The following is a 20,325-nucleotide window of genomic DNA, read 5'->3' on the forward strand; positions in this document are numbered from 1 at the left end:
AGCTGCCAACGGTGGCGGTGACCCGGCGCGGAAGCGCCCTCACCTCGTGAGGCTCAGGGTGACCAGGAAGGTGACGGCGCGCCGGATCGTCAGAAGGAAAACGAACGGCTTGAATCGCCCGGTCGGCATGACTTCCCCTGTGTGGTACGGCTTTTCCTGTGCGTGGCGCCCGGCAGCATAGCCCCGGGCGCCCCACCCGACGTTTTACGCGCAGCGGCACCGCACCCGCACAACCTCCTATGGCGTAACGGCATTCAGCCCGGCCCGACCCCGTCCAGATAGCGCTGCGTGCCGCGCCGCCTCAAGTGGCGCTCCGCGCCGCCGAGTCCGCCGACGTAGCTGAGCAGCGCGATCGCGGCCACCAGTATCGAGTCGTACGGCGCCGCGATCACCCCGGCGCCGTGGAAGCTGCCCAGCTTCGACATCGCCGTCATCGCCGCCAGATAGCCGACCAGCCACAGGCCGTGCAGCAGATCCCGCCAGTCGAAGCCGTCCCGCCGGTGCTCCCAGGCGTGCCATGAGTACCCGACGGCGGTGGCCACGGCCAGCGCCAGCAGCACGTAGTGCAGCCGGTCCCAGCCCGACCAGTAGAAGATCAGCGCCGTCACGGTGAAACTGACCGGGGCGAGCAACGCCACCCCCGGTACCAGCCGGGCCATCTGCCGCCCGGAGCGGCGGATCGCCTGCGCGGAGACCAGGCTCATCGAGTAGCCGAGCAGCGTGAGGATGCTGGTGACCGCGATGATGTGCGGCCAGTCCCGCAGGAACACCAGGAAGCACGCGCTCAGCACGAAGTTCACGGCCAGGGCGTTGCGGGGAATGCCGGATCTGGTGTGCACCGCGCCGATGCGCTGCGGCAGCAGCCCGTAGTGCGGCAGCCCCATCGCGTACGCGGCGCGGCTGCCCTCCGCCGTGTAGACCAGTGCGGAACCGGCCGGGGATCCCACGGCGTCCACCGAGAGCAGCATAGACAGCCAGAACAGGTTGAGCGCCTTGGCCAGATACAGGTACGTGGACTGCTGGTTGACGCCCGAGGACCAGCCGTGCGCCAGGTTGGCGTGCGGTATCGCCCCGAGGAAGGCCAGTTGCAGTACCACGTACAGCGCCAGCGACCCCAGCAGCGCGGTCGCCACCGCGCGCGGGATGTCACGGCGCTGCCCGGTCGCCTCGCCGGCGAAGTCCAACGGCGCCTGGAAACCGGTGAACGCGAAGACCGCCCCCGCCGTGGTGATCGCGGTCAGCGCCACCGGATAGCCGTTCGGGGCAAGGCCGCCGTGCCCGGTGAGGTTGTGCCGGTCGAAGTGCGCGGCGAGCAGCGCCAGCGCGGTCACGGTGGGCACCGCGATCTTCCCGATGGTGATCAGCAGGTTGAACCGGGCGAACAGCCGCACCCCGAACCAGTTCAGCAGAACGAAGGCGCCCATCAGCCCCAGGCCGAGCAGATAGCCCCACGGCGCCAGACTCGATCCGGAGTACAACCACGGCCAGTGCGGGCGCAGATAGGCGATCGCCGCGGTCGCCTCACCCGGCGGATTGGTGGCGTAGGCCAGCCAGATGCACCAGCTGGCGAACGTGCCCACCAGCCGCCCCGAACTGTGGAACGGCCAGCGCACCAGCCCGCCCGACATCGGATAGGAGGCCCCCAGCTCGACCAGCACCAGAGCCATCGGCACCAGCGCGAGGCCCGCGATCACCCAGGTCAACAGCGCGGCGGGACCGGCCTCCTGGGCCGCGTACATCGGGGTCAGCAGCCATCCGGAACCCAGGATGCCGCCGAGTGCGATACCGGTGAGGTGCCAGAACCCCAGCGCTCTGCGTAGACCGGGGTCGCTCGCCGCGTTGCTGACGCCTCTGCTGGTCGTCGTCGCCATCCGATCTCCCCCGTGAGTCAGTGGGCGGTGCTGCGCCTTCGGCGAGGGTGACCACTGCTCTCCGCCCCGTTGTCCGACGGAGCGTCAACCCCTCCTTCCAGGTTCCCACTTCTTAGCACGCGCACCGTAAGTACGCTGGTTCTGTTCCGAACTTCACCGGACCTGCGGAGCCACTCTTGGACATCGCCATCACGTGCGCGGGCACGAACCCGGCCCAGGAACTGCGTCTGCTACGCCAGTGGTTGCCCAAGGCCGACCCCGAACTCGCCCTTGACTTCGACAGGCAGGAGAGCTCCAGCGAGCATCTGGGCGGCGAGCTGGTGACCGAGGTGCTCACCGGGATCAGCGCCGCCGCCGACATGGTGGCACTGTGCGCGGCCGTGGCCGGATGGGTGCACAACCGGTTCGGACGCAATGTCGACACCAGGCCCAGGGTCCAGCGGAGTCCGGCGCCGGACGGCGCCGCCACGGTCACCACGGTGGTGGTCGGGCCGGTGACCGTCACCGTGGTCACCGCGCCCGGCGAGCCCCTGCCCGTGGTCTCCCGCGATGACGGCTGACCCACTGGATGTCGCCCATCTGCTCAGCATCGGTGTGTCCGAGTACCCCGACCCCCACTACGGCGACCGGCGCTCGCTCGCCAGCAGCGCCAGGGCGCTGGAGAAGGCGCTGAGCGGGGGTAACAGCATCTGGGCGATCCCCGAGGGCGGCAGCACCGTGCTGACCGGTTTCGTCACCCTCCGCCAGTGCCTGTACGCCCTCAAGGAGGCCGCCGCCGTCCCCACCGACCTGCTCATCGTCTACCTCGGCTGTCATGGCAGCCGCTTCATGAGCAATCCCGACGAACTGCAACTCGCCCTGTCCGACTCCGACTTCGACTACTTCAACCTCCATCTGTCGTTCCGCCAGGTGAAGGAGATCCTGCGCAACGCGGTGGCGCGCCGGAAGCTGCTGCTCCTGGACTGCTGCTACGCGGACGACTCCTTCCTCGGCGCCCGCCGCGACAACACGGCGCTGGAGGTGGTCGGGGTGTGCACCCTGGCGGCGACCGAGTACCGGGTGGAGGCCAGCTCGGTGTGGAAGGAGACCGGGTACACCGGCTTCGCCGGGGCCCTTGTGGAGGTACTGGAGCAGGGCATCGCGGAGGGGCCCGCCGAGCTGACCATCAGCGACGTCTTCGAGGCGGTCAAGTCCCGCATGGTGGCGGCGGGACTGCCGCAGCCGGGCATGCGGGGCGACGCGGACCGGCTGGTACTGGTGCGCAACCCGGAGTTCCGGCCGGGACCCGACGACATCGACCCGCCCACCGCCGAGCTGTCCCCGCTGCTCGACCTGCCGCCCGCCGAGTTCGCCGGACATGTGACGGGACCGCCCGACGGTGCCCCGGCGCCGGAGGCCGAACGGCTGCTGGCGGGCTTCGTCGACCACCGTACGCTCGCCGACATCGCGCTGCTGATCGGCGAGTTCACCGGGGCCGGTCGACCGGACCACGTCGCCGCCACCGCGGAGCGGGTGCTCGCCCAGCGGGACAGCGCCGACTTCGCCGCCCTGATCCATCTGTCGCACGGCGACGATGCCATCCTGGACACGCTGACCAGCCGCTCCGTCGACACCTTCGCCGTGGTGCTCGGCGGACTGCTGCTCAGGGAGTGCGAGCTGTGCGCGCGGGTGGCCGACGAGTTGTGCGCCCGGCCGCCGGTCGCCGACTGGACATCGCACCAACTCGTCGAACTACTGGCCCGGATGCGGCACGGAACCGGAACCGACGCGCCACGCGACCGTGTGCTCGGCGCGCTGTCGGTCGACCGGCTCAGCGCACTGGCCACGCACCTGTGGGAGGCCGACGACCACCGGGGCATGCCGCCCGAGCGCCGCCGGGACGCGGTGGACGCGGTGGAACGGATCGCCGCGCTGGCCCCGCCCGGGAAACTGTACGAACTGGCGTCGGTGATGGCCGCGTCCGGCCAACGGGAGCTGGGCAACGCCCTGTTGGAGGCCGCGGCAGACGGCCGGTCCGCGGCCGATCTGGCCGAGCTGCTGCATCTCGCCGGGGCGGATCCGGACTTCGCCGAGCTGCTGCGGTTCACCGCGTTGCGACGGCACCCACCGCGGTTCCTGCTGCCGGTGCTGGACGCGCTGCCGGACGGGCCGCGGGCCGCTGTGCTGGACTGCGCCGCACAGCAGCCGCACGGGCTGTCGGTGCGTGATCTGTCCCGGCTGCTGTTGCTGCTCCACCACGAGGGGCGTGCCGACACCCTGGAGTCGGCGCTGGACGCGGCGATCCGGCACCGGCCGCCCGACCAACTGGCCGCCATGGCCGTCCAGTTGTACCGGTACGGCGGCCGACGGATGGCCGGGCTGGTGACCGGACGGCTGGTGCTGGCCGGGGCGCCCACCGTGGAGAAGACCATCGAGGTGATGCGCCTGCTCCAGGAGGCGAAGCAGGACCTGATGGTCGCCGCGATGCTCAACCGGGCGGCGTGGGGCCTGCGCGCGGACAGCGCGCTCCACGTCGCCTGCCGACTGGCCGATCTTGGGTTCCAGCAACTGGCACGCGCACTGGTCCGCCGGGTGGTCCGCACGCTGTCGGACCGTACGGCCTGCGGCGTGGACGATGCGTTGGTCGGGGCACTGGACGGGTTCACGACCCTGCCGGGCGCGACACACGACCAACTGCCCTGGCTGCTGGGGGCACTCACCGAGTTCTGCACCGCCCAGCAGGTGTGGACCCTGATCACCTGGGTCCGGCCGCGCTGCCACGCCGGTGAGGAGATAGTGCTCAACTGGGTCTGCCGGATCTGGCCGGTGGCGCGGATCGAAGACCTGGCCGACATCATGGACCACGAAAGCTACGGGGCGCTGGCCCGGCAGCTCATGGCCGAGGCGATCGAGGTCTTCACCGAACGGCGCCCCCAGGGCGCCGAGACCGCGGAACTCATCCTGGTGCTACACCGGCGCCTGGAGCGCCGGCCGTTCAGGAAGGCGTCGCAGAAGCTGGTGGTGAGCCTGGCGGGCAAGCGCGATCCGGAACAGGTGATGCGGCTGGTCGACCGCCTTGTCGGCGCCGACGAGTACCATCCGCTGCACGACGTACTGTGCGACGCGGTGGTACGGCACTTCGACGTGGACGCGCTGATCGCGTTGCCGGGCGTGCTGAAGACCAAGCAGCTCACCATCGTCCAGGAGATGGCGATGGCGGCGCTGGTCAGCCCGGCCCGGGTGCCGCCCGAGCGAGTCCCCGACGTGCTCCAGGCACTGCACGACGCGGGCAGCCCCCAGGAGGACCTGGCGGACATCTGCCGCTACATCGGCGCCCGCCGCAGGGTCGACCACACGGACGTGATCCGCTGCCTGCGCGCGGCAAGCCTTTACCCCGAGGCAGCCGCCTACGCCAAGGGCACCGATTCCGGCCGCCGCCGCTTCTACGTACCGTAGGCACCGGGCATCTGGCCCTGGTTGCCCACCAAGGGGTCGGGGGTCCGCCCCCGGGCGAACCCTCAGTACAGGTGCCGGTAGTCAGCCGGCGGCCACGCCAGCACCGCGTAGATCTGCACCATCGCCGCCTGCTGCAACGTCTCCGTCTGCGCGCTGCCCTCGAACCGGAACAAGCCCGTCGAGGAGTCGCGGAACCGGTTCCACACCGTGTCCCCGTACTCGGCCATCGCATCGCGATAGGTGTGCCCCCCGGCCACCGACTCCAGCAGCAACAGGTTCTTGAAGTAGATCGAGTTGAAGTACGGCGGCTGTCCCAGCAGCCTGCCGCCGGTGACGAAGTAGGAGTGTGCCGCGCCGGCGATCCGCTGCGCGCGGGCGAGGTACTCCCGGTCGCCCGTGATCTGGTACAGCAGCGTGTTGACACCCACCGGAACGCCCTGGTTGTACGTCCAGAACGTGGTCTCCACCGTGCCGGTCAGGTTGACGTGGTCCCAGTACAGCGCGTCGGGGCTGAGCAGATAGCGGTTGGTCCAGTCGTACATCCGGCGGGCCCAGTCGAGGTACGTGGCCTGCCCGGTGATCTGGTGCAGCCGCAGGCCGAGTTCGGCGCCGGGCATGTTGGAGACGGTGTTGCGGTCCTGGCTCCAGGTCGCCTGGGTCCAGAACACCCCACCGGGGTCGGCGTGCGAGGTGTCGGAGTCCCAACCGGAGACCACGAGTTGGAAGACCTGCTCGGCTCGGGCCAGCGCCTCGCGGTCACCGTGCATCAGATACCGCTGGACGTCGAGCAGCCCCACCCATTCGTTGTCATCGTAGAAGAAGTCACCCCCGCCGCCGTACGGCGGCACCGGGTAGGAGGCGTACCCGGGCTTGCCGGTGGTGCCGCCGGACGCCTTCCAGTACCGCTGCTGGCCGACCGCCCGCGCCGCGAGGTCCGGCAGATAGCCCTCGCCCTGTTGACCGGGCATGCCGGTCAGGTCCAACGTGGCGGTGTGCGCCTGGGAGAACGGCCACTCGTAGGAGTAGGCGTTGTCACCGGAGACGACGGGATACCGCTCGTGGTAAAGACCGGAGCCGTCGCCCACGGCGAGGTACTTCTGCAACGCCTGGTAGGAGGCGGCGGCACGGGCTGCTGCGCTCATCGGGGCGTCCTCCCTGGGGACGGGTGCGGATGCCGGAGCAGCCGCACGCCTTCTGTGAGGCCGCGTCAAGGCTAGCGGAAGCGCGCCCCGGCGGCCCTGGTTCCGCCGCCGATTGCGCGGCCACCGGGCGCGCCGCAGGCTGGGAGCGGGAGTGACACGGAGGGCGGAGACGATGGAGCGGACCGCGTGTTGTGTGGTCGGTGGCGGCCCCGCGGGCATGGTGCTCGGCCTGCTGCTGGCCAGGTCCGGGGTGGATGTCACGGTGCTGGAGAAGCACGGGGACTTCCTGCGCGACTTCCGCGGTGACACCGTGCACCCGTCCACCCTGTCGCTGCTGGACGACCTGGGCCTGGCCGAGCGGTTCGCCGAGCTGCCGCAGCGGCGGGTGAGCACCGTGCAGTTGCCGATCGGACCGGGGGGCGAGCTGTTCACCGTCGGGGACATCAGCTCGCTGCGCGGGAAGTACAACTACGTGGCGATGGTGCCGCAGTGGGACCTGCTGAACCTGCTGGCCGACGAGGCCCGGCGCGAGCCGACGTTCCGGCTGCGCATGGACACCGCGGCCACCGGGTTCCGGTACGAGCGCGGCCGGGTCGCCGGGGTGCGCTACCGCACCACGGACGGCCGCACCGGCGAGCTGGCGGCCACCCTCACGGTGGCCTGCGACGGCCGTGGCTCGCTGGCCAGGGACCTGCCCGAGCTGGGGCTGCGGCGGTTCCGCTGCCCGATGGACGCCTGGTGGTTCCGGCTGCCCCGCCGGGCGGGCGACCCGCGCGGGCTGGTCGGCACCTTGGGGGAGCGGTTCCTGGTCGCCATGATCGACCGTGGCGAGTACTGGCAGTGCGCGACGCTGATCCCCAAGGGCACCGACGTCCAGCGGCGGGCCGCCGGTCTTGAGACGTTCCGCTCCCAGTTCGCCGCGGCCGCGCCGTGGATGGCCGACCGGGTGGCGGCGCTGGGTTCGTGGGACGAGGTGAAGCTGCTGGACGTGCGGCTCGACCGGCTGCGGCACTGGTACCGGCCGGGGCTGTTGTGCATCGGCGACGCCGCGCACGCGATGTCGCCGGTTTTCGGGATCGGCATCAACCTCGCCGTGCAGGACGCCGTCGCCGCCGCCCGCCATCTGGCCGGGCCGCTGCGCGCGGGCACCGTCGGGCCGGGGGACGTACGGCGGGTGCAGCGCCGCCGGTGGCCGACGGCGGCGGCGACCCAGGCGTTGCAGCGGATCGCCCACGCCAGGGTCATCGGACCGCTGCTCGCCGGTCGTTCGCCAGGTGCCGACCGGGACCGGCCGCCGCGACTGGTCCAAGTGCTCACCGCCGCCCCGTGGTTGAAGCGGGCCCCCGCGTACTTCTTCGCCTACGGCGCGCTGCGTGAGCGGCCCCCCGCGGCCGCGTCGGACCGGTCGCCGGTCAGTCGCTGACGACGCCGTCCAGGTACACCCAGTCACCGCCGTGCCGGACGAAGCGGCTGTTCTCGTGCAGCTCGCCCGCCCGGCCGCGGTCGGTGTAGTGGGCGCGGAACTCCACCGTGGCCTCGGTGTGGAACGCGCTGCCCCCGGTGCCGCCGAGGACCTCCAGCCGCTCCCAGCGCAGCCCAGGGTCGAAGTCCACCCGGGGCGGCCTGGTGTCGGGGTGCCAGCTGCGCAGCAGATACGCCTCGTCCCGCACGGCGAAGGCGCTGTACCGGGATCGCATCAGCTGCTCCGCGGTCCCCGCCCGGGCCGTGCCGCGGTGCAGTCGCCCGCAGCAGTCCTGGTAGGCCGAGGGCAGTCCGCACGGGCAAGGTGCTCCGGCCGGGCGGCCGGATGGCGGCGTGTGTCGGGACATGGCTCCACGGTGACTGTGCGTACGGTCTGGTGCGTGCCCAAGCGTAGGGCACCCCGGTCAGCCGTTGACCGCCCGCAGGGCGCGCGCGGTGGCCCGGGCCGCCGCACGCTCGTGGCGCCGCGCCAGGAAGCGGCGGATGCGGGAGACCGCGAACGCCACCAGCACCAGCCCGCCCACCAGTAGCGCCGCCGCGATCAAGGCCGCCGCCCAGGGATGGAAGATCGCCAGCGTGACCAGCCCGGCGACCGCGAGGTCCTCCAGCAGACTGATCGCGATGTTGCTGGCCGGCTCCGGAGAGGTGTTCACCGCCATCCGCAGCGACGCCTTGATCGCGTGGCTGGCCAGCGCGCTCACCCCACCCAGCGCACCGGCCGCCACCTCGCCGAGCGATCCGGGGTGATGGCCGGCGAGCAGCGCGGCGACCGTGGCCCCGGCGATGGGCCGGATGAACGTGTGGATGCCGTCCCAGACGGTGTCCACGTAAGGGATCTTGTCGAAGACCGCCTCGCACACGAACAGCACACTCGCCGCGATCATCACATCGGTGCGCTCCAGCACCGGCGGAACGGCGGTCGCGCCGCCGAACCGCCCGAACAGCCCGAGCAGCATGACCACACCGTAGGCATTGATCCCACTGGCCCAGCCGCTGGTGAAGACCAACGGAACTATCGTCATCTCGCCTTCCCGAGGAGGTCCACGGGCCGCGACCACCGCGCGTCCCGGGTCCAAATATCTCAGGACGGTGGTTCGGCGTACTCCACGGCCGCGTCCAGCAGCCATTCGGCCAGGTATCCGGCGAACGAGGAGCGCACCAACAGCCAGAACCCGGGCCGCCGTTCGTCGCGCGCGGCCAGCACGACCTGGGCGCGGGCCAGCAGGGTCTGGGCGCAGCGGCCGGGCCCGAAGGACCTGGGGTGCAGATCGAGCGACGTGCCGTGTGCCAGCAGGTCGCGGCTGCGCGGACCCGCGACCAGCAGTGCGGTGCGCTGCGCCGACACGTCGGTGACCGCCGCGTGCGTCCCGCCGACCGCACCCCGCAGCCGCGCCTCCAGCCCGCTCGCGGTGCCGGGCGGACCCACCACCAGCCATTCGTCGGGCCCCAGCCACAGCGCGGCCAGCCCGCCGCCGCGCACCATGGTGTTGGGGGCCACCGGCAGCGGGATGCCCAGCGCGAGCCGCACCGCGTCCGCCGCCGGGCCCTTGGCGTCCAGCCGTACGTTCACCTGGGTCAGGAACGGCAGCTCGGCCAGCCGCACCGCCCCGCCCGAAGCACGGGTGGCGGCCGCGAGACGGGCGGCGAAACCGCCCAACGGGCTGTGCTTCTCGACGTGTTCAACCATCCCGGCGGGTCCCCTCCGGATCGTAGAGGACGGGGTCGGCGACCGTGACCGGGACCAACTCGCCGCCCACCGGTGCGTACAGCCGCTCGCCGATCCGCCGGCGGCCGGAGCGCACCAGGGCCAGCGCGAAGGTCCGGCCGAGGGCGGCGCTGCGGTAACTGGAGGTGACATGGCCCTCCATGGGCACCGGGGGCCTCGCAAGCCGATCGGTGGCGATGAGCTGGGTGCCTTCGGGCAGCAGCACGTCGGGTGGCGGCAGCAGGGCCACCAGCTGCTTGCGGTCGGGCCGGCTGGTGTCGGCGCGGGAGTGCGAGCGCTTGCCGACGAAGTCCCGCTTCTTCTTCGACACCACCCATCCCATGCCCAGGTCCTGCGGGGTCACCGTGCCGTCGGTGTCCTGCCCGACGATCGGATACCCCTTCTCGGCGCGCAGCACATGCATGGTCTCGGTTCCGTACGGGGTGATGCCCAGTGGTCTGCCCGCCGTGTGCAGCGCCTCCCACAGCGCGGTGGCGTACCAGGACGCCACGTTGATCTCGTAGGCCAGCTCGCCGGAGAAGCTGATCCGGCACACCCTGGCCGGTATCCCGGCCACGGTCGCGTCCCGCCAGGCCATGAACGGGAAGTCCGGAGCGCCCACGGCGAGTTGCGGCGCGATCGCGGCCAGTACCTCGCGGGAACGCGGGCCGACCAGCGCCACGGTGGCCCACTGGTCGGTCACCGAAGTGCAGTGCACCCGCAGCTCGGGCCACTCCGTCTGCGACCACTCCTCCAGCCAGTCCAGTACGGCGGCGGCGTTGCCGGTCGTGGTGGTGAGCAGGAAGCGGTCCTCGGCCAGCCGCGCGACGGTGCCGTCGTCGAAGACCATTCCGTCGGCCCGGCACATCACCCCGTACCGGATCATGCCGACCCTCAGCGTGCTCATCATGTTGGTGTAGAGCCTGTCGAGGAACACGCCCGCGTCCGGGCCCTGGACGTCGATCTTGCCGAGCGTGCCGGCGTCCATCATCGCCACGCCCTCGCGGGCGGCCCGGCATTCACGGGCCACCGCGGCCGCCATGTCCTCGCCGTCCCGCGGGTAGTACCAGGGGCGCTTCCACTGGCCCACGTTCTCGAACCGGGCGCCGTGCGCGAGATGCCGGTCGTGCAGCGCGGTCACCCGCACCGGATCGTGCAGCACCCCCCGGTTCCGCCCGGCCAGCGCGGCGAAGGCGACCGGGGTGTACGGCGGGCGGAACGTCGTGGTGCCCAGCTCGGCCGGATCGACTCCCAGCAGTCGCGCCGCCACGCCGCTGGTCAGCACGCCGGAGGTCTTGCCCTGGTCATGCGCGGTGCCAGCGGTGGTGTACCGCTTGAGGTGCTCCACCGAGCGCAGCCCGGCACCGCTGGCCCGGGCCAGGTCGGCGACGGTGACATCGCGTTGCAGGTCCACGAAGGCGCGGTCCAGATTGTCCTGGCCCGGCACCACCCACAACGGCACTGAGGGCGCGCCGGGTTCGGGCGCCGCGGACGCCTCTGGTGGCGGCAGCGGACGGGCGGCCGTGAACCCCTCGTCCTGCGCCGCCCGGCGTCCCGCCTCGGCGCCGTCGGCCAGACAGCCCGGCAGCTCGCCCACCCCCCGGGCGGCCCCCGCCACCCGTACCGCCTGACGGCACCCGTCGGGCAGGAACGCGCCGAGCCCCGGGTCGTACCGCAGTTGACCGCCCGCCTGGCCGAACAGATGGAGTGCGGGATTCCAACCGCCCGACACCAGCAGCAGATCGGCTGCGATCGGCGCCGCTGGCCCGGTCGGCTCCCCGTCGTGCAGCGGCCGTACGGTCACCCCGGTGAGCTGCCGGTCGCCGGTCGTGCCGATCACCGCGTGCCCGGCCAGCACCTCGATCCCCGCCCGTGCGGCCCGCTCGGCGGCGGCTCCCGGCCGGGGCCGGGCGTCGGCGACAGCGGCCACGTCCACGCCCGCGGCCGCCAGGTCGAGCGCCGCGTCGTACGCGCTGTCCCCGGTGGTGAACACCACCGCGCGCCGGCCCGCGACCACCGCGTACCGGTGGAGGTACGCGCGTGCCGCCGCGGCCAGCATGATGCCGGGGCGGTCGTTGTCCGCGAAGGCGATGGGGCGTTCGTGCGCACCGGTCGCGAGCACCACCCGCCGGGCCCGGATGCGCCAGATCCGCTCCCGCGACAGATGCGAAGGGGCCTGTGCGCCAAGGTGGTTGGTGCGCCGCTCCACCGCCAGCAGATGGTTGTCGTCGTAGTGGCCGAAGACGGTGGTACGGCTCAGCACCCGGGTCTCCGCCGCCGCGGCGAGTTCGGCGGTGGTCCGGGCCACCCAGTCGGGCAGCTCGCCGGTGTCCAACAGGCTGCCGCCGGGCTCCGGTTGCTCATCGGCGAGGATCACCCGTGCCCCTGTCCTGGCTGCGGCCGCCGCCGCGGCCAGCCCGGCCGGGCCGCCGCCGACCACCAGCACGTCGCAGTGCGCGTGCACCGCGTCATAGCGCGCCGGGTCGGGCTCGTCGGCGAGCCGCCCCTGCCCCGGCAGTCCGCTCGCCACCAGGCCGTCGTACAGCTCGACGGTGGTCGCCGTGAGCATCGGCTCGGGGAAGGGCGCCTCGATCTGCACGATCGCGTTCGGTTCCGCACTGCCCGCCGTGAACACCCCGCGCGGACGGCCCAGTTTGACGCTGCGCGCGGTCCGCCGCACCCCGGCGGCCAGCAGCGCGGAGGCCAGGGTGTCGCCGCGGTAGCCCTGGTACTCGATGCCGTCGAACCGGAAGGACAGCGGCTCGTCGCGGCGGATCCGGCCGCCGGCGGGCAACCGGAACGGCTGCGCGGTCATCCGGTCACCGGCCTCGGCTCACCGACCCGGTAGACGGCGAGGACCTCGTTGGTCGCCGTGTTCCGGACCGCGTTGAACCAGCGGCGGCAGCCCGCGGAATGGCACCACCGCTCGGCGTGCGGTCCCTTGGGGTTGTCGCGGAAGAACAGATAGCGCGCCCACTCCCGGTCGGACAGCGCCGCCGGATCCTGCGGGTACGGGACGTGCGCCTGGCCGCCGTAGCCGAACTCGGCCTCGTCGCGCGGCCCGCACCAGGGGCAGGGGATGAGCAGCATCGTCGGGCTCCTCTTGTTGTCCTTCGCTCGCCTGCGGGCGGGGCCGTCGGCGCGCTCAGTGGGCGACCGCCGCCGCGCCGTGCTCGTCCACGAGCGCGCCGGTGGTGAAGCGGTCAAGGTGGAACGGCCTGGCCAGCGGATGGGGTTCGTCGTACGCGATGGTGTGCGCGAGGACCGAGCCGACCCCGGGCGTGGCCTTGAAACCACCCGTCCCCCAACCGCAGTTGAGGTACAGCCGGTCCACCGGCGTGCGCCCGATGATCGGTGAGGCGTCCGGGGTCACATCCACGATCCCGCCCCAGGTGCGCAGCACATGGGCGCGCGCGAACACCGGGAACAGCTCCAGGGCGGCGGCCATCTGGTCCGCGATGATGTGGAACGCGCCGCGCTGGGTGTAGGCGGGGTAGGCGTCGATCCCGGCGCCCATCACCAACTCGCCCTTGTGCGCCTGGCTGACGTACACGTGCACCGCGTTGGACATCACCACCGTGGGATGGACGGGTTCCAGGAGTTCGGAGACGAGCGCCTGCAACGGGTGGCTTTGCAGCGGCAGTTCGACACCGGCCATGGCGGCCAGCACCGAGGAGTGGCCGGCCGCGCACAGCGCGACCCTGTCCGCCGCGATCGGGCCCAGCGAGGTGCGCACCCCGGTCGCCCGGCCGCCGCGCACCTCGATGCCGGTGACCTCGCAGTTCTGGATGAGGTCGATCCCGGCCGCGTCGGCGGAGCGGGCCAGTCCCCAGGCGACGTGGTCGTGCTTGGCGATGCCCGCGCGTGGCTGGTACGTGGCGCCCAGCACCGGATGGCGGGTGTCCGGCGCGGTGTTGATGATCGGGCAGACCTCCCTGACCTGGTCCGGGTCGAGCCACTGCGCGTCCACGCCGTTCAGCCGGTTGGCCTCGACCCGGCGCATCCCGTCCCGGACGTCCTGGAGGCTGTGCGCCAGGTTGAGCACACCGCGCTGGGAGAACAGCAGCGGATAGTCCAGTTCCTCCTCCAGCCCCTCCCACAGTTTCAGCGCGTGCTCGTAGATCCCGGCGCTGGCGTCCCACAGGTAGTTGGAGCGGATGATGGTGGTGTTGCGTGCCATGTTGCCCCCGGCCAGCCAGCCGCGTTCCAGCACCGCCACATCGGTGATGCCGTGGTCGCGGGCGAGGTAGTGCGCGGTGGCCAGGCCGTGGCCGCCGCCGCCCACGATCACCACCTCGTAGCGCCGCTTGGGGTCGGGGTTGCGCCAGAGCCGGTCGGGGTGTTCGGGCAGCCCAGCGCCCGGGGGGCGCGGGCTCATCGGGCGGCTCCCCGGTCCAGGTCGCGCAGTCGTCGCATCGCCGGGTCGAACAGGGGCTCCTCGGCGACGACCGCGGGCACCCGGCGCTCGAAGTAGCCGATCTCCAACGGGCGCCCGGAGCTGGCCAGTTCGGCGGGCAGCCATGCGTAGGCGATGCCCTTGCCGATCGTGTACCCGTAGGCGGCGCTGGTCACATGGCCGACGCACGCCCCGCCGTCGTACACCGGCTCCTTGCCCATCACCACCGACGCCGGATCCTCGACGGTCAGACAGGTCAGCCGGCGGCGCAGCCGGGCGGCGCGCCGTTCCAGCGCGGCCCGGCCGATGAAGTCCCCCTTGTCGGGTCTGACGGCGAAGGCCAGTCCGGCCTCGTACGGGTCGTGCTCGAAGGTCATGTCGGTGCCGAAGGACCGGTAGCCCTTCTCAAGACGCAGGCTGTTGAACGCCCCGCGCCCCGCCGCGATGCCGCCGTACGGCTGGGCGGCCCGCCACAGCGTGTCCCACAGTTTCAGCCCGAGGTCGGCGGTGGTGTACAGCTCCCAGCCGAGCTCGCCGACATAGCTCAGCCGCATCGCGGTGACCGGCACCGTGCCGATGTGCGCGCACTGGGCGCGGAAGTAGCGCAGCGCCTCGTTGGAGAAGTCCCGGTCGGCCAGCGGTTGCAGCACCTCGCGGGCGCGCGGCCCCCACAGGCCGACACAGCAGGTGCCCGCCGTGATGTCCCGCAGTCCCACGGAACCGTCGTCGGGCAGATGCCTGCGCAGCCAGTCGAGCTCCAGGTTCGAGTTCGCGCCGATCTGGAAGTGCTCCGGGCCCAACCGGGCGACCGTCACGTCCGCGCGGATGCCGCCGTCGTGGTCCAGCAGCAGGGTGTACGTCACCGAGCCGACCGACCGGTCCATGGCGCCGGTGGTCAGCCGCTCCAGGTACGCCAGTGCGCCGCGGCCGGTGACCTCCAGCCGTTTGAGCGCCGTCATGTCGTACAGCGCGACGGCCTCCCGGGTGGCCAGCGCCTCGGCGCCGACGACGGGCGACCAGTAGCGGGCCGCCCAGTCGTTGGGGGCGGGTATCTCCCGGCCCCGGGTGAGCGGTTCGTTGGCGGCGTACCACTGCGGGCGCTCCCAGCCCGCGGTCTCCAGGAAGACCGCGCCGAGTTCCCGCTGGCGGGGATGGAACGGACTGGTGCGCAAGGGCCGTGGCGCGCCCGGCGGTTGCAGCGGGTGGATGATGTCGTAGACCTCCACGAAGTTCTGGCAGCCCCGGGTGAGCACGTACTCGGGCGCCAACTGGTGCGGCTCGAACCGGTTGACGTCGCACTCGTGCAGGTCGAACGACGAGCAGTGGCCGTCGACCAGCCATTCGGCCAGTGCCCGGCCAACGCCCGCGGAGTGGGTGACCCAGACCGCCTCGGCCACCCAGAAGCCGCGCACCCGCGGCGACTCGCCCAGCAGCGGCATCCCGTCGGTGGTGAACGAGAACAGTCCGTTGATGCCCTCCTCCACCTTCGCGTCCCGGGTCGCCGGCAGCAGTGCGCGGGTCTCGGCCCACGCTTCGGCGAAGTCCTCCTCGGTGAACGCCCGTACCGACGGCATGGAGTCGCCGGCGCCGACGGGCGCGATGTCGTCCACGGCCACCGGCATCGGGCGGTGCCGGTAGCTGCCGATGCCCAACCGGTCGTGCCGGTCGCGGTAGTACAGGGCCGCGTCCTGGTGGCGCAGGATGGGCCGGACCGCCTCCGCGGTCTGCCCGGCCAGCGGGGGCACCGGACCGGTCCACGCCAACTGGTGGGCGAGCGGTACCAGCGGCAGCTCCATCCCGGCCATCCGGGCCACCTTCGGCCCCCAGATACCCGCACAGCACACCACCACGTCCGCCGGAAGCTCGCCCCGGTCCGTCATGACCGCGCTGACCCGGTCGCCCACCGTCCGGATGTCCAGCACCTCGTGCCGGTCGAGGAAGCGCACCCCCCGGCCGCGTGCCGCCCGCGTCTGCGCCTCGACCGCGAGTACCGCCTTGGCCAGACCGTCACTGGGCACCAGCAGCCCGCCCAGCACCCGCTCCCGGTTCAGCAGCGGATGCAGCGCCACGCACTCGTCCGGGCCGATCACCCGCGCCGGTACGCCCCACGCGGTGGCCCAGCCGTGCCGTCGGTGCAGTTCGGCCAGCCGCTCGGGGGTGGTGGCCACCTCAAGTCCGCCGACCTGGAGGAAGCAGGGCTGCCCGGCCACGTCGAGGGCGGAGAACTTCTGCACGGTGTAACGGGCGAAGCCGGTCATGGTCTTGGACGGGTTGGTCTGGAACACCAGGCCGGGGGCGTGCGAGGAGGACCCTCCGGTGGCGGGCAGCGGCCCCTGGTCGACGACGGTCACCTCGGTCCAGCCCCGTAGCGACAACTCGTCGGCCAGCGCGGCTCCCACGACGCCCGCCCCGATGATCAGCACACGCGGTCCGGCCATCACGAACCTCCTGCTCGTAGCGGTGCCAGTGGTCACGCCCGGTGGTCCCGGGTGGTGTGCCGGTGCCGGTGGAACTCCTCCCTGACCGGCGGCAGCGGCTCATTGCCCAGGACGAGGTCGGCGGCCTTCTCGGCGGTCATCATCACCGGGGCGTAGATGTTGCCGTTGGTGATGTACGGCATCACCGAGGCGTCCACCACGCGCAGCCCGTCGACTCCCCGTACCCGCATGCTGGTTGGGTCGACCACCGCCATGGTGTCGGTGCCCATCTTGCAGGTGCATGACGGATGCAGCGCGGTCTCGCCCTCCCGGCGCACCCAGTCCAGGATCTCCTCGTCGGTGCGGACACCGGGTCCCGGCGCGATCTCTCCGCCGTCGTAGGGGGCGAGGGCGGGTTGGCCGAGGATGCCGCGGGCGGTGCGGACCGCCTCGACCCACTCCCGGCGGTCCTGGTCGGTGGACAGGTAGTTGAAGCGCAGCGCGGGCTTGGACCGTGGGTCGCGGCTGCGGATCTTCACCGAGCCCCGGGCGTCGGAGTACATCGGCCCGATGTGCACCTGGTAGCCGTGGCCGCCCACGGGCGCCGAGCCGTCGTAGCGCACCGCGACGGGCAGGAAGTGGAACATCAGGTTCGGGTAGGCCACGTCCTCGTTGCTCCGGGCGAAGCCACCGGCCTCGAAGTGGTTGGTGGCGCCCGGACCATCGCGCGACAGCAGCCACCGCAGGCCGACCCACGGCCGGTGCCGCCACTTCAGATACGGCTGTACCGACACCGGCCGCCTGCAGGCGTGCTGCACATAGACCTCCAGGTGGTCCTGGAGGTTCTCGCCCACCCCGGGTACGTCCTGTACGACGGGTACGCCCAAGGCGCGCAGCTCGTCCGCGTTGCCGACACCGGAAAGCTGCAGCAGCTGGGGCGAGTTGACGGCGCCGCCGCACAGGATCACCTCGCCTGCCCGAACCCGCCGTGTGGCGCCGCGGCCGTGCCGGTACTCCACGCCGACGGCGCGCTTCCCGTGGAACAGCACCCGGGTCACCATGGTCCGGGTGCGCACCGTCAGGTTGCGCCTGCCCATCGCCGGACGCAGATAGGCGCCGGCCGCGGACAGCCGCCGCCCGCGGTGGATCGTGCGGTCGAACGCGGCGAAGCCCTCCTGCCGGTAGCCGTTGACGTCGTCGGTGAGTGGGAACCCCGCCTGCTGCGCGGCCTCCAGAAAGGCTCCGAACAGCGGGTTGGACGCCGGGCCGCGCTCCAGCACCAGCGGTCCCGACCGGCCGCGCAGGGCGTCGTCGGCCGCCGCGGCCAGGCAGTTCTCCATCCGCTTGAAGTACGGCAGGCAGTGCGCGTAGTCCCAGCTCTCCATGCCGGGATCGGCGGCCCAGCGCTCGTAGTCCAGGGGGTTGCCGCGCTGGAAGATCATCCCGTTGATGCTGCTGGATCCGCCGAGCACCTTGCCCCGGGCGTGGTAGATGCGGCGACCGCCCATGTGCGGCTCCGGCTCAGACTCGTACATCCAGTCGTAGAAGCGGTTGCCGATGGGGTAGGTGAGCGCCGCGGGCATGTGGATGAACACGTCCCACGGGTAGTCGGAGCGACCGGCCTCCAGCACCAGCACTCGGTTGCCCGGGTCCGCGGAGAGTCGGTTGGCCAGCGCGCTACCGGCCGAACCGCCGCCGACGATGACGAAGTCGTAGCTGGGGAGAGCCATGGCTGCCTCGTCTCCTTCGAACCGTCTCCTGAGAGCCGTCGATTGGCGGGCATGCTAGTACGGGTATCGCGATGCGCACCAGGTTGCGTTCAGCGCAACCTGGCGGGCAAGGGTCTTGTTGTCGAGGGCACTTATAGTTTCGCCATGAGCAACCTCAGTGGAGCCGCGGAGCCCTCGTCCGCCGGTGGTGTGCAGTCCGTCGACCGTGCCGTCAGCGTCCTGGAGATCCTCGCCGAGCGCGGCGAGGCGGGGGTCAGCGAAGTGGCGGCGGAAATCGACGTGCACAAGTCCACCGCGTTCCGGCTGCTCGGCGCGCTGGAGGCGCGTGGTCTGGTGGAGCAGGCGGGGGAGCGCGGCAAGTACCGGCTCGGTTTCGGGATCGTACGGCTCGCCGGTGCCGTGACCGACCGCATCGACGTCACCCAGCAGAGCCGCCCGGTATGTGAGCGGCTGGCCGAGGAACTGGGCGAGACCGTCAACATCGCGGTGCTGGAGGAGACTTACGCGATCAACCTCTACCAGGTGCGCGGCCCCGGTGCGGTCGCCGCGCACAACTGGGTCGGCCAGCTCACCCCGTTGCACGCCACGTCCAGCGGCAAGGTACTGCTCGCCCAGCTCACCGCCAAGCGCCGTGCCGAACTGCTGGCCGCGGCGGGCCTGAAGAAGCTGACGTCCCACACCATCACGTCCAAGGCGCGGTTGGAGAAGAACCTCGCCGAGGTCCGCGAGCGCGGATACTCCACCACACACGAGGAGTTCGAGATCGGGCTGAACGCCATGGCCGCCCCGATCCACGCCCGGGGCGGCGAGGTCGTGGCGGCCGTGAGCGCGTCCGGTCCCGGTTACCGGTTCACCGACGAGCGGATGAGGGAGCTCGCCCCGCTGCTGGTCAAGGGTGCCGAGGAGATCAGCCACCGCCTGGGGTACCTGGGCTGACACCGCGGCTAGCGGGTGCCAAGCGGTCCAGTACGAAGGCGTGGAACGCGCCGATGTGGTGCTCGCTGGGCACCAGCACCCCGCCGTTCGCGTACAGCCGGGAGGACATCCCCGGCTGGCAGCGCTCACAGGCCGCGAAGTCCTGCCGGTTGACCCTGTCGAACAGCTCCACCGAGCGGCTCAGGTCGGTGCCCGCCGCGACGACCTCCGGCAGGTAGAGCCAGTCGCACTCCACCAGGGTGCGGTCGGGGGCGAGCGGATACATCCGGTGCCAGATCACATGGTCGGGAACCAGGTTGACGAACACCTGCGGCTTGATGGTGATCGCGAAGTACCGGCGGTCCTGCTCCGCCGTGACCGTGGGGATGCGGGCCACCCCCTCGGAGCCGTCCACGGTGAACCCCTTGATGTCCGCCCCGAACTCGGCGCCGTGGCCCACGAAGTACTGGGCGGCGTAGCCCTCGGCGAACTCCGGCAGCACCTCGGTGAGTTCCGGATGGATCGTGGCGCAGTGGTAGCACTCCATGAAGTTCTCCACGATCAGCTTCCAGTTCGCCCGCACGTCGTAGCTGATCCGGCGGCCCACCACCAGTTCCGCCACCCCGTACGGTTCGACGGCCCCGGCATCGCCGAGCCGGGCGACCACCTCGCCGATCACCTGCTCTTCGAACGACGGCGGCTCCCGCGCCAGACAGACCCAGACATAGCCCAGCCACTCCCGCACCGCCACGCCGGCCAGGCCGTACGTGGTGCGGTCGACGTCCGGCATGCGCGTCAGGTTGGGCGCCGCGAGCAACGTGCCGTCCAGGCCGTACGTCCACGCGTGGTACGGGCACCGGAAGGCCCGCCTGACCTCGCCGGACTCCTCGGCGCACAGCCGCGCCCCGCGGTGCCTGCACACGTTGAGGAAGGCACGCACCGCGTCGTCGTGGCCACGGACCAGCAGCACGCTCTCCCGCCCCACGGTGACCGTGCGGTACGCGCCCGGGCCGTCGAGGTCGGAGCGGCGGACGGCGCAGAACCACATCGACTCGAAGATCAGCCGCTGCTCGGCGGCGAAGATCTCCTGCCCGGTGTAGTGCTCACCGGGCAGGGTCGGAATCAGGCTTTCCGGCAAGCTGTTCGCTGTCACGTCCTTGCCTCCGGCGTGGTTTCCCTGTGGGCTGGGGTCGATTGGGCGCACCGCCGGGGATTCGCCACCGTGGTTGCTC

General features: G+C 71.7%; 13 protein-coding genes and 1 pseudogene. 4 read left to right on the top strand and 10 right to left on the bottom strand.

Annotated elements, in window-relative coordinates:
* Positions 1-254: 254 nt before the first annotated feature.
* Positions 255-1,871, bottom strand: coding sequence for an APC family permease (locus O5O46_RS23145; protein WP_269857465.1), 1,617 nt, complete (start codon positions 1,869-1,871; stop codon positions 255-257).
* A 176-nt stretch (positions 1,872-2,047) separates the two neighbouring features.
* On the opposite strand from O5O46_RS23145, the gene O5O46_RS23150 reads away from it, so the two are divergent.
* Together O5O46_RS23150 and O5O46_RS23155 are read left to right on the top strand one after the other, a co-directional pair.
* Positions 2,048-2,431 carry a hypothetical protein gene (locus O5O46_RS23150; RefSeq protein WP_269857466.1) on the top strand — a complete coding sequence of 128 codons (384 nt, stop codon included), beginning with the start codon at positions 2,048-2,050 and terminating at the stop codon, positions 2,429-2,431.
* The gene (locus tag O5O46_RS23155; protein ID WP_269857467.1) at positions 2,421-5,306 is read left to right on the top strand and encodes a caspase family protein; all 2,886 of its coding nucleotides are present in this window, start codon (positions 2,421-2,423) and stop codon (positions 5,304-5,306) included. The genes O5O46_RS23150 and O5O46_RS23155 overlap by 11 nt, the downstream gene beginning before the upstream one ends.
* Before the next feature lie 62 nt (positions 5,307-5,368).
* Here O5O46_RS23155 and O5O46_RS23160 read toward each other — a convergent pair whose 3' ends face one another.
* Entirely contained in the window at positions 5,369-6,448 is a 1,080-nt protein-coding gene (locus tag O5O46_RS23160; RefSeq protein WP_269857468.1) for a glycoside hydrolase family 76 protein, read from the bottom strand.
* Positions 6,449-6,620: 172 nt separating this feature from the next.
* On the opposite strand from O5O46_RS23160, the gene O5O46_RS23165 reads away from it, so the two are divergent.
* Entirely contained in the window at positions 6,621-7,871 is a 1,251-nt protein-coding gene (locus tag O5O46_RS23165) for an FAD-dependent oxidoreductase (RefSeq protein WP_269857469.1), read from the top strand.
* Here O5O46_RS23165 and O5O46_RS23170 read toward each other — a convergent pair.
* The 7 genes and pseudogenes from O5O46_RS23170 to betA form a co-directional block, all read right to left on the bottom strand.
* A complete protein-coding gene (locus O5O46_RS23170; protein WP_269857470.1) occupies positions 7,861-8,277 on the bottom strand; it encodes a YchJ family protein in 417 nt (138 codons plus the stop codon). The genes O5O46_RS23165 and O5O46_RS23170 overlap by 11 nt on opposite strands.
* Positions 8,278-8,334: 57 nt before the next feature.
* A complete protein-coding gene (locus O5O46_RS23175) occupies positions 8,335-8,952 on the bottom strand; it encodes a DUF4126 domain-containing protein (RefSeq protein ID WP_269857471.1) in 618 nt (205 codons plus the stop codon).
* Between the two features lie 59 nt (positions 8,953-9,011).
* Complete coding sequence (locus O5O46_RS23180) at positions 9,012-9,617, bottom strand: sarcosine oxidase subunit gamma (protein WP_269857472.1); 606 nt, start codon at positions 9,615-9,617, stop codon at positions 9,012-9,014.
* A pseudogene (locus O5O46_RS23185) lies at positions 9,610-12,725 on the bottom strand (sarcosine oxidase subunit delta family protein). Before O5O46_RS23185 ends, O5O46_RS23180 begins: the two are co-directional and overlap by 8 nt.
* 55 nt (positions 12,726-12,780) lie before the next feature.
* Positions 12,781-14,013, bottom strand: a complete 1,233-nt coding sequence (locus O5O46_RS23190) for a sarcosine oxidase subunit beta family protein (RefSeq protein WP_269857473.1) — start codon at positions 14,011-14,013, stop codon at positions 12,781-12,783.
* Complete coding sequence (locus O5O46_RS23195) at positions 14,010-16,469, bottom strand: GcvT family protein (protein ID WP_269857474.1); 2,460 nt, start codon at positions 16,467-16,469, stop codon at positions 14,010-14,012. The genes O5O46_RS23190 and O5O46_RS23195 overlap by 4 nt, the downstream gene beginning before the upstream one ends.
* Before the next feature lie 32 nt (positions 16,470-16,501).
* Complete coding sequence (betA, locus tag O5O46_RS23200) at positions 16,502-18,178, bottom strand: choline dehydrogenase (protein WP_269857475.1); 1,677 nt, start codon at positions 18,176-18,178, stop codon at positions 16,502-16,504.
* A gap of 144 nt (positions 18,179-18,322) precedes the next feature.
* On the opposite strand from betA, the gene O5O46_RS23205 reads away from it, so the two are divergent.
* On the top strand, positions 18,323-19,114 hold the full coding sequence (locus O5O46_RS23205) for an IclR family transcriptional regulator (protein ID WP_443072602.1): 792 nt from the start codon (positions 18,323-18,325) through the stop codon (positions 19,112-19,114).
* Here O5O46_RS23205 and O5O46_RS23210 read toward each other — a convergent pair.
* Positions 19,086-20,246 carry an aromatic ring-hydroxylating oxygenase subunit alpha gene (locus O5O46_RS23210; RefSeq protein WP_269857476.1) on the bottom strand — a complete coding sequence of 387 codons (1,161 nt, stop codon included), beginning with the start codon at positions 20,244-20,246 and terminating at the stop codon, positions 19,086-19,088. The two genes, O5O46_RS23205 and O5O46_RS23210, sit on opposite strands and share 29 nt — an antisense overlap.
* Positions 20,247-20,325 lie beyond the last annotated feature (79 nt).

Origin of the sequence: Streptomyces sp. RPT161 (genome assembly GCF_027533845.1) — a bacterium.
Taxonomy (GTDB): domain Bacteria; phylum Actinomycetota; class Actinomycetes; order Streptomycetales; family Streptomycetaceae; genus Streptantibioticus_A; species Streptantibioticus_A silvisoli_A.

Excerpts from the sequence above, each read along its gene's own strand:
- O5O46_RS23205 (WP_443072602.1), top strand. The coding sequence starts at position 18,323 with ATGAGCAACCTCAGTGGAGCCGCGGAGCCCTCGTCCGCCGGTGGTGTG.
- O5O46_RS23155 (WP_269857467.1), top strand. The coding sequence starts at position 2,421 with ATGACGGCTGACCCACTGGATGTCGCCCATCTGCTCAGCATCGGTGTG.
- betA (WP_269857475.1), bottom strand. The coding sequence starts at position 18,178 with ATGGCTCTCCCCAGCTACGACTTCGTCATCGTCGGCGGCGGTTCGGCC.
- O5O46_RS23145 (WP_269857465.1), bottom strand. The coding sequence starts at position 1,871 with ATGGCGACGACGACCAGCAGAGGCGTCAGCAACGCGGCGAGCGACCCC.
- O5O46_RS23160 (WP_269857468.1), bottom strand. The coding sequence starts at position 6,448 with ATGAGCGCAGCAGCCCGTGCCGCCGCCTCCTACCAGGCGTTGCAGAAG.
- O5O46_RS23170 (WP_269857470.1), bottom strand. The coding sequence starts at position 8,277 with ATGTCCCGACACACGCCGCCATCCGGCCGCCCGGCCGGAGCACCTTGC.
- O5O46_RS23180 (WP_269857472.1), bottom strand. The coding sequence starts at position 9,617 with ATGGTTGAACACGTCGAGAAGCACAGCCCGTTGGGCGGTTTCGCCGCC.
- O5O46_RS23190 (WP_269857473.1), bottom strand. The coding sequence starts at position 14,013 with ATGAGCCCGCGCCCCCCGGGCGCTGGGCTGCCCGAACACCCCGACCGG.
- O5O46_RS23175 (WP_269857471.1), bottom strand. The coding sequence starts at position 8,952 with ATGACGATAGTTCCGTTGGTCTTCACCAGCGGCTGGGCCAGTGGGATC.
- O5O46_RS23195 (WP_269857474.1), bottom strand. The coding sequence starts at position 16,469 with ATGGCCGGACCGCGTGTGCTGATCATCGGGGCGGGCGTCGTGGGAGCC.
- O5O46_RS23165 (WP_269857469.1), top strand. The coding sequence starts at position 6,621 with ATGGAGCGGACCGCGTGTTGTGTGGTCGGTGGCGGCCCCGCGGGCATG.